The 13,783-nt window shown below is 42.9% G+C and carries 13 protein-coding genes; 6 read left to right on the forward strand and 7 right to left on the reverse strand.

Annotated elements, in window-relative coordinates; all coding sequences use genetic code 11:
* Positions 1–52: 52 nt before the first annotated feature.
* Positions 53–520: an Lrp/AsnC family transcriptional regulator gene (locus tag JGUZn3_RS00535; protein ID WP_203413861.1), complete on the reverse strand. Its 468-nt coding sequence runs from the start codon at positions 518–520 to the stop codon at positions 53–55.
* Between the two features lie 182 nt (positions 521–702).
* Here JGUZn3_RS00535 and trxB point away from each other — a divergent pair, with 182 nt between their 5' ends.
* Both trxB and JGUZn3_RS00545 read left to right on the forward strand, forming a co-directional pair.
* On the forward strand, positions 703–1,677 hold the full coding sequence (gene trxB / locus JGUZn3_RS00540; protein ID WP_203413862.1) for a thioredoxin-disulfide reductase: 975 nt from the start codon (positions 703–705) through the stop codon (positions 1,675–1,677).
* Positions 1,678–1,805: 128 nt separating this feature from the next.
* Positions 1,806–2,690 (forward strand): LysR family transcriptional regulator, encoded by an 885-nt coding sequence (locus tag JGUZn3_RS00545; RefSeq protein ID WP_203413863.1) that lies wholly within the window; start codon positions 1,806–1,808, stop codon positions 2,688–2,690.
* Between the two features lie 43 nt (positions 2,691–2,733).
* Here JGUZn3_RS00545 and JGUZn3_RS00550 read toward each other — a convergent pair whose 3' ends face one another.
* On the reverse strand, positions 2,734–4,185 hold the full coding sequence (locus JGUZn3_RS00550; protein ID WP_203413864.1) for a mannose-1-phosphate guanylyltransferase/mannose-6-phosphate isomerase: 1,452 nt from the start codon (positions 4,183–4,185) through the stop codon (positions 2,734–2,736).
* Between the two features lie 26 nt (positions 4,186–4,211).
* Complete coding sequence (locus JGUZn3_RS00555) at positions 4,212–4,448, reverse strand: hypothetical protein (protein WP_203413865.1); 237 nt, start codon at positions 4,446–4,448, stop codon at positions 4,212–4,214.
* Between the two features lie 167 nt (positions 4,449–4,615).
* Between JGUZn3_RS00555 and JGUZn3_RS00560 the strand changes: the two genes are divergently transcribed.
* Positions 4,616–5,230, forward strand: coding sequence for a 2,3-bisphosphoglycerate-dependent phosphoglycerate mutase (locus tag JGUZn3_RS00560; RefSeq protein WP_203413866.1), 615 nt, complete (start codon positions 4,616–4,618; stop codon positions 5,228–5,230).
* 182 nt (positions 5,231–5,412) lie between these two features.
* Here JGUZn3_RS00560 and JGUZn3_RS00565 read toward each other — a convergent pair whose 3' ends face one another.
* The 3 genes from JGUZn3_RS00565 to JGUZn3_RS00575 form a co-directional block, all read right to left on the reverse strand.
* Positions 5,413–5,691: an integration host factor subunit beta gene (locus JGUZn3_RS00565; protein ID WP_203413867.1), complete on the reverse strand. Its 279-nt coding sequence runs from the start codon at positions 5,689–5,691 to the stop codon at positions 5,413–5,415.
* 22 nt (positions 5,692–5,713) lie between these two features.
* A complete protein-coding gene (sppA, locus tag JGUZn3_RS00570; protein WP_203413868.1) occupies positions 5,714–6,643 on the reverse strand; it encodes a signal peptide peptidase SppA in 930 nt (309 codons plus the stop codon).
* A gap of 205 nt (positions 6,644–6,848) precedes the next feature.
* Positions 6,849–7,316 carry a MucR family transcriptional regulator gene (locus tag JGUZn3_RS00575; protein ID WP_203413869.1) on the reverse strand — a complete coding sequence of 156 codons (468 nt, stop codon included), beginning with the start codon at positions 7,314–7,316 and terminating at the stop codon, positions 6,849–6,851.
* Between the two features lie 638 nt (positions 7,317–7,954).
* On the opposite strand from JGUZn3_RS00575, the gene dalD reads away from it, so the two are divergent.
* The 3 genes from dalD to JGUZn3_RS00590 are packed head-to-tail and all read left to right on the forward strand — an operon-like array spanning position 7,955 to position 12,160.
* Entirely contained in the window at positions 7,955–9,355 is a 1,401-nt protein-coding gene (gene dalD, locus JGUZn3_RS00580) for a D-arabinitol 4-dehydrogenase (protein WP_238996839.1), read from the forward strand.
* Positions 9,356–9,364: 9 nt separating this feature from the next.
* A complete protein-coding gene (gene xylB, locus JGUZn3_RS00585; RefSeq protein ID WP_203413870.1) occupies positions 9,365–10,837 on the forward strand; it encodes a xylulokinase in 1,473 nt (490 codons plus the stop codon).
* A 48-nt stretch (positions 10,838–10,885) separates the two neighbouring features.
* The gene (locus JGUZn3_RS00590; RefSeq protein ID WP_203413871.1) at positions 10,886–12,160 is read left to right on the forward strand and encodes an MFS transporter; all 1,275 of its coding nucleotides are present in this window, start codon (positions 10,886–10,888) and stop codon (positions 12,158–12,160) included.
* A 700-nt stretch (positions 12,161–12,860) separates the two neighbouring features.
* On the opposite strand, the gene JGUZn3_RS00595 is transcribed toward JGUZn3_RS00590, so the two are convergent.
* Entirely contained in the window at positions 12,861–13,634 is a 774-nt protein-coding gene (locus JGUZn3_RS00595) for an SDR family NAD(P)-dependent oxidoreductase (protein WP_203413872.1), read from the reverse strand.
* Positions 13,635–13,783 lie beyond the last annotated feature (149 nt).

Below are 13,783 nucleotides of genomic sequence, written 5' to 3' on the forward strand. Positions count from 1 at the left end.
CCTCCAGCCTTGCACCATATAATTTTTTTATCCCACCCTATTTTAGCCACGCCTATTCTGGCAAGATATGTTGCTCACACGATGTACGAACAGTCTGAAAAGTCTGAACACGGCTTACGTTCTGGGCCTCTGTTAATTTTCTTGTTAAGTCATTTTCATGCATAACATCACGCGCCACAAGCCTGAGTAAAAAATCGCTTCCCCCCCGAATCATATGACATTCCTGTAATTCTGGCCATTGGGCTACCTCATTTTCAAAGGCGTGCAAGGCATTTTCACTTTGGCTATTGAGCCCTACAAGGGCAAAAAAGGTAATGGGCCAACCCAATATAACCGGGTCTACACTAGCATGATACCCTTTTATAACCCCAGCTTCTTCCAAACGGCGCACCCTTCTTAAGCAGGGGGGAGCAGAAATTTTAACCCGCTTTGCCAGCTCAACATTTGTTATACGGCCATCAGCTTGAAGTTCTGCTAGAATTTTACGGTCAATTGTATCCAGCTCTATAGCCGTTCTCATTCTTGATACCTTATCGATCTAAGATTAAGTTCTATATTATACTATCAGGTTATACTGACTATCTTTGCATTTAATAATAAGCAAAAGTTATCTTTCAAATACACCCTTTCCGACTTGCTATATAACACTTTTTTTCTCTACTTCTATATGCAAAACACTTAAACCAGATAACGGAATATATTATGAGCGAAAACACCATTTTCACAGATGTCCTTATCATTGGTGCAGGCCCAGCAGGCTATACAGCAGCAATCTATGCGGCTCGTGCCAACCTCAAACCTGTTCTTGTGGCAGGGTTGCAACCAGGCGGCCAGCTTATGATTACCACTGAGATTGAGAATTTTCCTGGTTTTGCCAACCCCATACAGGGCCCATGGCTTATGCAACAAATGCAAGAACAGGCCGAAAATGTTGGGGCAAAAATTGAATATGACATCATCACCCAATGTCATTTGAAGCAAAATATTCTTGAAGGCCGCCCTTTTCAGCTTGTAGGAGATTCGGGAACCCACTATCAGGCTAAAAGTGTCATCATAGCCACGGGTGCCCAAGCTCGCTGGCTGGGGCTTAAATCTGAAACACGCTTGCAAGGGGCTGGCGTTTCTGCATGTGCGACGTGTGATGGATTTTTCTTTAAAGGCAAGGAAGTTGCTGTCGTCGGTGGCGGCAATACTGCAGTGGAAGAAGCACTCTACCTAACCCACCATGCTGATAAAGTTACCCTTATCCATAGAAGAGACAGTTTAAGGGCTGAAAAGATCCTGCAGGATCGCCTTTTTGCCAATTCAAAAATCTCGGTTCTGTGGAACTCCACTGTTGAAGAGGTTCTTGAAGATACCAACTCGCGCGTGGTCAGTGGGGTGAGAGTACACAACAGCCAAACCAACACAACCACCACACTCCCTCTTGATGGGGTGTTTATTGCGATTGGCCATACCCCGAACACTCAACTCTTCCAAAAACAGGTCGAGCTGGATTCAGAAGGCTATATCATCACCACTCCTGGAACCACCCAAACCTCTCTTCCAGGAGTATTTGCAGCAGGAGATGTTCAAGATAAAACATACCGGCAAGCGATAACCGCTGCAGGTACAGGGTGCATGGCAGCTTTAGAGGCCGAACGGTTTTTAGCAACCATTCACCATGTTTTTGCATAGCTCTTCCCCAATCCCTTAAAAAAAAACACACTTTATAACCTATATATGAACTATATTTTTTTACGATTTGTATGATAAATAGTCACGATAAGACCAATAAATATAAACAAACAAAGGTATAATAGTGAATGGATTGGGATAAACTCCGTATTTTTCATACAGTGGCACAGGCAGGCTCTTTTACCCATGCAGGCGATCTGCTTAACCTGAGCCAATCTGCTGTATCTCGACAGATCTCGGCTTTGGAGGAGTCTCTTAAACTCCCCCTTTTCCATCGTCATGCCCGTGGCTTACTTTTAACCGAGCAGGGAGAACTACTCAACAAAACCGTTCAAGATGTCTTTGCAAAACTGGCCATGACAGAGGCGCTTCTTTCAGAAAGTAAAGAAAAAACCCAAGGCCATCTCACCATTACCACCACGACTGGGTTTGGCAGTGCGTGGCTTGCAAAGCATATTGCACGCTTTTTAAAAACCCACCCTGATATCACGCTCTCCCTCATTCTGGACGATAATGACCTTAATCTTAGTATGCGTGAAGCCGATGTGGCTATAAGAATGCACCCGCCCCATCAGTCAGACCTTATCCAAAGGCATATCGCTGATATATCCTTGCCACTCTTCTCGTCTACCGAATATCTCTCTACCTATGGCGAGCCCAAAACCCTGGAAGATCTTGATAAACACAAAATTATCCTTTTTGGTGGCCATGATAAACCTGTACCCCATGTCAACTGGTTGCGTTCTGCTGGTTTGCCCTCGGGGCAGCAACGTAAAGCTACACTTGAGGTTAACAACCTTATTGCCATTGCCTCTGCCATTGTTTCTGGAATGGGCATTGGCGCTCTACCCCAGTATATCTATTCCAGTTTTCCTGACATGGTGCCCATCCTGCCAGATGTTAAAACCCCAACCATTAACACCTATTTTGTGTATCCAGAAGAATTGAAGGCCTCTAAAAAAATCGCTCTGTTCCGGGACTTTCTGATTGAAGAACTCAAACAAAAACCCTAGACCAAACAATGCTTTACGAATATAAAACCTTTATAGCTGCTTGTTATAATCTGTTATAGTGGTCATCAAAACGAACGATATCATCTTCCCCCAAGTAATGACCGGACTGAATTTCAATCATAACCAAGGGGAGATCACCTGCATTTTCAAGCCGATGCAAACACTCAAAAGGAATATAAATACTCTCATTTTCCTTAAGCAATATCTCTTTTGTACCCTGGGTTACCTTGGCAAGACCTTGCACAACAACCCAATGTTCTGCCCTATGGAAATGTTTTTGTAGAGAAAGCTTCGCCTCTGGCCAGACAACAAGCTTCTTCACCTGAAAACGCTCCCCTAAAGCCAGCTGCTCATAATATCCCCAAGGGCGATACATTCGGTTATGCAAACGTGCCTGGCTAAGCCCCCTTTTTTCTATTCGCTCCACTATCTCCTTAACTTGCTGGGCTTTGGCTTTGTCCATAACCAAGGTTGCATCGCCAGTATTGACCACAACAAGATTTTCAACCCCAAGAAGAACTGTCAAATGGTTTTCAGATCGAACGTAGGAATTTTTCGTATCCAGAAGCTCTACCACACCGATGCCGACATTTCCATCGGCATCCTTACGGCCTATATCCCATAAAACGTCCCAGCTCCCTACATCCGACCAGCCAAAATCAGCCGGTATGACAACGGATTTTTTTGTTTTTTCCGCAATGGCATAATCAATTGAAATATGAGGGGCAGACTTAAACGAATTTTCTTCCAGACGAATAAAATCCAAATCCACGTGCTGTCTGTCGACAGACTGTTTGACGGCTTGAAGCAAGGTAGGGGTGTATAGCGCCATCTCCGCTATGAGCGTACTAGCTTTACAAACAAAAATGCCTGCATTCCACAGATATTGCCCCGTTTGGAGATATTTCTCAGCCTGGGCCTTATCAGGTTTTTCGTAAAAACCCTTAATATGATAGACATTTTCTATAGCTGTTAACGGCTGACCGGCACATATATAGCCATAGCCTGTTGCCGGTTTATCTGGCTTTATACCAAATGTTACGAAATACCCTTCTTCTGCTGCCTTGATACCTGGTTCTACCACTTCTATAAAACGCTCTACATCCCCAATCGCAGCATCTGCCGCCATGACCAACATAACAGTTTCTGGGTCTGAGTTTGCAAGAAAGCAAGCAGCAGCAGCCATAGCGGGAGCAGAATTGCGCCCTTCTGGCTCAAGAATAATAGTGGAGTGCTCAACGCCAACTTCTCTGAGTTGCTCAGCCACTAAAAAGCGGTGCTCTTGATTACAAACGATAAGGGGAGAAGCAAAACCTTGTTTGCAGGTTCTTAGCACCGTTTCCTGCAACAAAGTTTTTTCTGTAACCAAAGGCCATAATTGTTTTGGAAAGCTCGCACGCGAAACGGGCCACAACCGCGACCCTGCCCCCCCTGATAGCACGACAGGAACCGGCTTTGACTGATTTTTTTGCTTTATGACAGCACCACTATCCATAAGGAGTCCAACCTCATTCCTAAACCTTAGCTAAAAGGCTTATGGAGCCTTTCTATGAGTCTTTTTAAAAAGCCGTTCTTTTTATTTTTCTGCTCTAAGCGATTCTGATAATTATCCTGAATTTTCTGCTCTTCCCGCTGCCTCTGTTTCTTTTGTTCCATCCATTTTTCGAGGCTTACCCCTGCTTTTGCAGCCCTTCGTGCTTCATAAGCCCTTTGACTTTCAGAAAGTCCCTCCTCTCCTCTGCCTATTGCCCCTTTCATGATACCTCCACATTTCAGGAAACCATTATTAACAAAGCAAACTGAACCGTAGAAATTAGCACAGCTTTTTTACAGCCACCATAGTATACTAAGTGTTATTTACCGTATATGTTCTATCATGTATATTGTAACGATATTTTTAATAATAGTTTTTACAGGAGTTCCTTATGCCTGGAGTATTAGTCCTTGTCCGACATGGACAAAGTGAATGGAATTTAAAAAACCTTTTTACCGGCTGGAAAAACCCAGATATTACAGAACAAGGTGAACAGGAAGCCCAGAAAACTGGCCAAATGCTGAAAAGCAAAAATGTTCATTTTGATGAAGCCTTTACATCAGACCTTAAGCGGGCCCAACATACAACTGACATCATTCTTTCCATCCTCGGGCAAGGTCATATCCCCATAACCCGTTCTCAAGCCCTAAACGAAAGAGATTATGGAGACTTAGCCGGTCTGAACAAAGATGATGCACGGAAAAAATGGGGTGAAGATCAGGTTCATATTTGGCGTCGCTCTTACGATGTCCCTCCCCCTGGAGGCGAAAGCCTAAAAGATACCGTTGCCAGAGTGCTTCCCTATTACATCCAGAACATTCTGCCAAAAGTTATGCAAGGGAAGAATATTTTAATTGGAGCACACGGGAACTCCCTCCGTGCATTAGTAATGGTGCTCGACAGACTTACCCCTGAACAAATTACTAAGCTGGAAATTGGTACGGGCGAACCTTTCCTCTATAAACTGCGAAATGATACGACGGTAGAGAAAAAAGAAACTTTCTAGTTTTTCAAGCAACCGCCAAAACCTTTTAGCCTAGCGCCCAGTCTTTGCGCCAGTCTTTGAAAATTTTCATCTTTCAAAGTTTTTATGAGATATCGACTTTTCGAAAAATTCTAAAAGACTGGGTATTTTTTAGGGGACCTCCCTTGGAAAGTTGTTTTTCCAAGACCTATTTTCCGAAAAAATTATTTATTAATCCTGTTTTTAAGCTCTTTACCAGATCTAAAAGCAGGAATATTTTTGGCTGCAACCTCAACCTGCTCACCCGTTTTCGGGTTACGGCAAATACAGGCATTCCGTTTTTTGACACTAAATGTCCCAAACCCCCGTAATTCAATACGATGCCCTCGCGCTAAGGCGACAACCATATCATCAAAAACGATGGAAACTATCCTTTCCACATCCTTTAACATAAGATGTGGGTTCTCTTCAGCCAACGCTGCCACTAATTCAGAGCGGATCATAAAAACTACCCTATCTTCAAGATTATGGCTTCCAGATAGCCATAGCTCCTTCTTCTTTAAGAGGGAGAAAAGGTTGAGCTGCAGAAATAAATAGAGAAGAAACAGTACTTCCCAACTGTTGGGATAGCCATTTATACTTCTTCTCTGAGACATCCTTTATTTCGATGGCATTATTCAGATGATAATGAGAGATAAGCCATTTTTTTGCCGTATCCTGATCACCAATTTCATCAATCAGCTTTAAATTCAAGGCTTGGCTTCCTGTATAAGGCCTACCATCTGCCAGACGTTTAACGTCCTCAATGGATAAATGCCGCCCCTTAGAGACAATAGCTACAAACTGTTGATAAAGGTCTGCTATAACACCCTGCAACATTTCCCTTCCTGCTGGAGAAAGCGGCTTAAAAAAAGAAGGTTGGCCTTTCATCGGCCCAGAAACCAATTCATTAACATTCACCCCAACATATTCCATCAACCCCGAAACCTCAGGAGATTCCAAAATAACGCCTATTGAACCCGTTAGAGAGGTACGATGGGCAAAAATACGCTGAGCGGGTACGGCAATCATATAACCAGCAGAGGCAGCCAAACCTTCCATGGTGACAACCACAGGTTTTTTGGCAGATAAGCGCTCGATCGCATCATGCACTCTTTCCCCAGAAGTCACAGCACCACCAGGGCTATTAATATCAAGGATAACAGCTTTTACCGTATCGTCCTTATAGACATCTTCAATTTGCTCAAGCGTCTCTTTAATGCTTTTTGAAGAAATGGTACCTTCTACCTTTATGCGCGCAATAGAGTTACCGCCAACAGATTTTATGTTTTTAAAATCGCTGCTCCCAGCAAAAAGAATAGCGGCTACAAAAGCAACTACGGCAAAAACCCGCCAAACCAAAAGCCTTCTGCGTAATTTTAGGCGCATGAGCACGCTATCTTGCTTAAATTCCATTAATGCCTCTACTGATTATAAAAATAGACTTCCATCTTTAACATTATAGTTTTCCTTATACACTACAGTTTTTCTCAAATAAACATTCAGTATTCAAGAATGGCAGTATTTTAAGAATGAAACATCCCCTTCAATTTAAAAAAAAACGCTTAAGCCTAAACTCTTTACCCCACAAGGCGACTAGAAAACAGACTATTTTTTTTTGCTAATCTCTTTGTCCCTTGATATTTTTGGAAGCCTGCTTGCGCCGGGATAAAGCTGAGACCTGCTCTTTTTTCCCCAAGCCACTCTTATGTGCCAACGTGGAGCGTTTTTGGGCATAATTTGGTGCTACCATCGGATAGTCTGGCGATAGTCTCCATTTTTCTCGATACTGATCTGGTGTAAGGCCATACGCACTTTTTAAGTGCCGCTTTAACATTTTAAGCTTCTTCCCGTCTTCCAGACAGATAATATAGTCAGGAAAAACAGAACGTTTAATTGTTACGGCTGGCTGCTGCTTAACAACTTCAGGAGTTTGGTTGGTGAGTTTACTCAGTGTCTGATAGACCTCGGTAAGCAAAGCAGAAAGATATTCCTGTTTTAGGGAATTATTGGCAATATATGAGGATATAATGGTTGTTGCCATTTCCAAAATTTTTTTATTTTTATCTATTTCCTGATCTTTTTCCATTCCCTAATCTCTTTACCAAAAAAACTCTTATCAACATTTAAAACAAAACAATTACTTATTTTTTATTCAATAAAAATTAAATCTCCCTACAATATAAATAGAAAGAAAAAATATTCTGTATATTGCTTTATCTTCCTGTGTAATAAAAATACATTTTTATTACTTTCTATTCAGTTCTACAAAATTTCAATTATCCAATTAATGTACAGAGTTCACTAGAACAGAACAAGTCATAGTAAAAACAGGATAAATATTCCACAATTTTTTTAATATCCAACAAATAAAATCTTTTATTATCATAATGAGATAAAATAGAGCACTATATTTTTCAAAAAATTATCTCGTTCTCCATTCAAACGTTTTTATTAGCCATTCGGAACAATTAAGAAAGAAATTTTCTATTTTCTGCTGAGTGTTATGAAAACTATCCTAAATTTTCTGCGCTCCAAACACGAATAGGCACACAAAAAATTGATTAGCACAAAAAAAGTGCAAGTACAATAATCAAAGGATAACTCTTATCGTAAACTACTATTATGCGAACAAAAATTAACCATTCCCTCATTTTTAGGAAACTTTTACTGACACCATCAAATTCTATTCCCCAAAATTTTATTTTATAAAGGTTGGTAACGTCTATGTCTTCACGCCAAGAAAATATTTGGATGCATATCGGGGCAGGCTCTTTTCATCGGGCACACCAAGCTTACTATCTGCACCTCCTCCGCCAAAGTGGCGAGAAAGACTGGTCAATTGCCTTGGGCAATATTCGTGATGATGCCAGTAGCCTCCTAGAAACCCTTCAAGAACAAGATGGACGATATGTTCTGGAAACCGTTTCCCCTGATGGAGAAAGAGACTATACTGAGATCACCTCTATAAGAAAAATCCTCCCTTGGGATAAAGACATATCCTCTCTCGTTAAGCAAGGATGTGATCCTCAAACCCGTATTATTTCATTTACTGTTACGGAAGGGGGCTATTATCTTGATACCCAACATCGCCTCAACCCCCAACAACCCGATATTAAAGCCGATCTCTCCGGAGAAATTACAACCATATATGGTGCCCTTGCCCGAATCTTGGAAGCACGCCGTAAAACCATAAACGAGCCAATAACCCTGTTAAGTTGCGACAATGTTCGCCACAATGGGGAGCGCTTCCGTAATGGCTTTCTTTCCTTTCTTGAGCTTATCAATCATCAAGATCTCCTCGAATGGGTTCGCAACAAAACAACCTCTCCGAATACGATGGTTGATCGAATTACCCCACGCCCTACACCCGATATTGCCGAGCGGGTAAAGCAAGCTACGGGAATTACAGACAAAGCCCCTGTTATGGGAGAGTCTTTCATCCAGTGGGTCATTGAAAACACCTTCATCAATGGCAGACCTCCACTGGAAAAAGTTGGGGTTGAAGTGGTGGAATCTGTTCAACCATGGGAAGAAGCCAAAATTCGTGTATTAAATGCTCCTCATAGTTGTATTGCATGGGCAGGCACCCTGATTGGGAAAAATTTCATCCATGAAAGTGTAAAAGTAAACTCCATCCATAAAATGGCTTGGAATTATGTTACAGAAGATGTCATTCCCTGCCTTAACCCCAGCCCCTTAAACCTTGAACAATACCGTGATGTTGTCCTTTACCGCTTCAGCAACCCCTATATTAAAGATACAAACCAGCGCGTTGCTGCCGATGGGCTTTCTAAAACGCCTGGTTTTATTACCCCTACCCTTATTGAAACCTATAAACGGGGCCAAACCCCTCAAGCTACGACGGTACTGCCAGCCCTTTTCTTTATTTTCCTCCAGCGGTGGCATAAAAATGCCCTCCCCTATCCTTATGAAGATGGAATCCTTCACCCTGATGAAATGCACAAAATACTTTCAGAAGCAGATCCGCTCCAAAAATTTGCCACAGACCCAGCCCTTTTCGGCAGTGTTGCACAGAACCCGCAATTTGTAGACCTGCTCCGAAACACTGTTAAAAACCTCGAAAACTGGCTTCAAAACCCTGATCAGCCATGGTCCGGGAAATAGGAGACCTTTATGTTTTTAGGCATTGACGCTGGAACCTCAGAAATAAAGGCGGTGGTCATCAATGAGAGGGGAGCCATTATTGCTGAAAGCCATAACCCCTTAAAATTACAACGTCCCCACCTTAACTGGTCTGAGCAAAATCCAGAGGATTGGTGGAGTGCTACCGAAGAAGCCATAGGCCAGATTCGCCAAAAACTCGGCGAACGATGGCGCCAGATAAAAGGAATTGGCCTCTCTGGTCAAATGCATGGGGCCGTTCTGCTCGACAAACAGAACAATGTGTTACGCCCCGCTATACTTTGGAACGATATGCGCAGTGCCCAGGAAAGTTACGAGCTCTCCCGTAAACATCCTGAATTTACAAAAATTACTGGTAATCTCGTCATGCCTGGCTTTACAGCTCCCAAGCTGATCTGGGTAAAAAACCATGAGCCAGAAATTTTTAGCAAAATCTCCCATGTGCTTTTACCGAAGGATTATTTGCGTTTTCGGATGTCTGGAGAGTTTATATCAGACATGTCTGATGCTTCGGGCACTCTTTGGCTGGATATTGCCAAGAGAAAATGGTCAGAACCTCTTCTCTCTGCCTGCGAGTTAGGTATTCAACATATGCCTTCACTCGTAGAGGGCTCTGATGCTTCCTGCACCTTAAGCCCTCCCATTGCAGAGAAATGGGGGCTGGATAAATCTGTTATTATTGCCGGCGGTGGCGGAGATAATGCGGCCAGTGCTGTAGGTGTTGGCGATGTAAAACCCGACGATGCCTTTATCTCGCTTGGTACCTCTGGTGTGGTTTTCGTTGTCAATAAGGTTTTTTCTCCCAACCCTGTTTCTGCAGTCCATGCGTTCTGCCATGCCTTACCGCAAAGATGGCACCAGATGAGCGTTATGCTCAGTGCTGCAAGCTGCTTGCGCTGGTTATGCCTTCTACTAAACGTATCTGAGGCAGATTTGATGAAAGAGATTGATGCCCTTGACCAAGAAAGTTGGGAAAGGGGTCCCTTATTCCTGCCTTACCTGTCTGGGGAGCGTACACCACATAACGATGCCCTGGCCTCTGGCTCGTTTTACGGTTTGAGACATGAAACAAAAAGAGCCAATCTGGGATATGCTGTTTTAGAAGGAGTTGCTTTTGGCTTGGCAGATGGCTTGCTGGCTTTAAAGCAGGCAGGCTCAAATGCCCAGGAATGCAGCCTTATCGGTGGGGGAGCAAAAAGTAGCATATGGGCCCAGATCCTTTCAGATATTCTGGACATTCCCATTCTTACCCATAAGGAGAGTGCAGCAGGCGGTGCACTAGGAGCAGCCCGACTAGGATGGCTAGCATGTGGGGGTGTAGAAGATGATGTCTGCATTAAGCCCGCAATTTCTCAGCGATATGAACCAGACCCTATAAAACAGGCTTTCTTGGACAAACGCTTTGCCCTTTTCAGGCTCTTATATTATCAGCAAAAAGCGGCACGAAGCCTGCTTGCCTCATAACTTCAATGACCTTTTTACGAAAGAGCCATAATAAAGGAATTACCAGCAATGCTAAAAAAACTGGATTTTAATCCTACGCTTATTTGGGGGTTTGTCGCCATTGCTATCTTTATGAGTGGAGACGGCTTTGAAATGGCCTTCCTCTCCAAGCACATTACAGATATGGGCTTTTCAGACTCTCAGGCTGCAATGGTATTTACCTTTTATGGTCTTGCTGCAGCCCTGGCAGCTTGGAGCTCGGGCGTTGTAGCAGAGCTTATCACCCCACAAAAAACCATGCTTATTGGATTTCTCATGTGGGCAGTCCTGCATACCCTCTTCTTAACCTTAGGGCTCGGGCTTCCTAATTATTTCTTCATGCTGCTATTTTACGGAATACGCGGCTTTGCCTATCCGCTCTTTATCTATTCTTTTGTCATGCTCATTGTGCAGACTGTTCCTAAAAACCAAATTTCTGCAGCTATGGGCTGGTTCTGGTCTATGTATTCTATCGGCATTGGGGTTATTGGTAGCTATTTGCCAAGTTTTGCCATTCCCCTTATCGGGGAGAGAGGAACCTTATGGATGGCTCTTCCCTTTATCATTGCTGGAGGAATTTTAGGGGTTGTTCTCTTAAGGAAAGTTAAAGCTGATGAGAGTAAAGTTAACCTCCCTCTTAACGAGAAACTGGCTGAGCTGAGCTTGGCCGTAACGATATTATTTACCAATAAACATATTTTGATGTGCAGCATAGTACGCATTGTTAATACTATCTCACTCTTTGGCTTCCCTGTTATTATGCCCCTGTTTTTTACAGGAACTCTTGGTTTTACCACCTCTGAATGGCTCCAAATCTGGGGTATGTTCTTTGCCGTAACAATCTTTACCAATATATTTTGGGGAATTATAGGAGAATATATTGGCTGGCTACGACAAATGCGCTGGTTTGGTTGTGTCGGCTGCGCTATCTCTAGCATGGCGTTTTACTATCTTCCCTACCATTTCGGCCATAATTATTTCATTGCCCTTATCCCCGCAATCATGTTGGGAATTACCGTTGCAGCCTTTGTACCAATGACAGCTGTTTTCGCAGTCTTGGAGCCTAATCACAAGGGAGCTGCTATCTCCATTTATAACCTTTCTGCGGGCCTCAGTAACTTCCTCGCCCCAGCAATTGCCTCACTTATCCTTCTTTTCTTACCCCTTGTTTATGTCGTCTATGCTTACACGGCCCTTTATATTTTCGCTGCTGTGCTGACCTACTTTATTCAAGTAGAGCAACAACCCAAAAGGGTTTCAAAAGAAGAAATACTCACTGAAGAAATGGCCGCACGCCATACATAGGAATAAACCAAATCTAAACGCTACGAGAGGTATTTGCTAGCATTAGGGCAAGCAAAAGACAGCCCCGAAATGATCAAGGTCGTTTCGGGGTTTTGTTTTGTGAAAAGATCCACATATTTTCGGAGCGATCTCTATCAATATATTTTAGGGAATTATAGGAGAATATATTAACTGGCTACGACAAATGCGCTGGTCTGGTTATGTCGGCTACACTATATCCAGTATGGCGTTTACTCTCCTCCCTACCATTTTGGTTATAATAATCCTCCTATTCCCCTTATCCTGGGCCATCACGGTGAGGATACCGTTACAGCCTTTGTGCCATGAACAACACTAACGGCATTTGCGATATCCGGCATTTGCAATATCGTGTGTCTTCAATACACCAGCTAACATAGGATAGCGACCACCAAGAACACACCCCCATGTATCGATACGACATGTGTGCCCTAAAAATTAAGCCTTCCCCATGGAGTATCGCACAGAGCAATGACGGCTATTTCGCACAATCAGAACCCAATCCTAAAAGCGCGGCCATTTCCATTATAGTCTTTTTATAGTCTTTCGGCAGGCCTTGCGCCTTCCTTAGCACGATCATGAGTATATTTATGCTTGCTTTTCTCTCTCATTTTTATTTTTCAATGCTGAGAGATTCCTCTTACAAACACCACAATCAGCTCAACTGTCTTTTTTCTCTCGCTTATTTTTTCTCTCGTTCAATGGAAAAACCGTTCCATGCTTGGCAAACAGGCATAATTTCCAATCGGTTAATATTCATGTGATCAGGAAGGTTTGCGATATAATAGAGCTGTTGAGCAATATCTTCTGCAGAAAGGGGGATAGTATTTTTATATAAATCTTCTGTCGCCTTTTCATCTCCACCAGTCCTAACCAGGGTAAATTCGGTTTTTGCCAATCCGGGTGCCAAGTCTGTTACCCTTACATGGGAGCCCTGTAAATCACACCTTAAATTATAGCTCAATTGTTTCAAAAAAGCTTTTGTCGCCCCATAGACATGGCTGCCTGGGTAAGGCCACTCACCTGCAATTGATCCCACATTAATAATACTAGCACCCTTCCCATACTCTATAAGTTTAGGAAGTAAGGCGTGGGTTACATTCACCACCCCCTTGATATTAGTATCAATCATGGTGTGCCAATCCTGTAAGGAAACCTCCTGAGATTTTACAGGGGCTAAAGCCAGGCCAGCATTATTAATAAGAGTACGGATATGAGAAAACTCCTCAGGTAAGGTGCTAACCATCTCTGCCACACTCTCAGCATCTCTCACATCTAAAACATAGGGGTATATTGATGCTAAGGGAGCGAGCTGCTCTTCTAAAAGCTTTAACCGATCCCCCCTTCTGCCCGTAATGATAACAGACCATTCCTCCTGAGCAAAAAGCCGGGCTGCAGCCTGACCAAAGCCAGAGGTTGCACCCGTAATGAAGACCACGTTTTTCTGCCCAGACATTTTTATACCCCTATGCGACCTACCGAGTTTACCATTTATTCCATGACATTATTCTTCAATAATACTCGAATAGTTTTCTATTTAGAAAGGTCATTTTATTTTTATTATCAACACCCCATCATATAACAATTATATCGATAGGGCATTGG

This window comes from Entomobacter blattae (assembly GCF_014672835.1).
In the GTDB taxonomy this organism is placed as follows: domain Bacteria; phylum Pseudomonadota; class Alphaproteobacteria; order Acetobacterales; family Acetobacteraceae; genus Entomobacter; species Entomobacter blattae.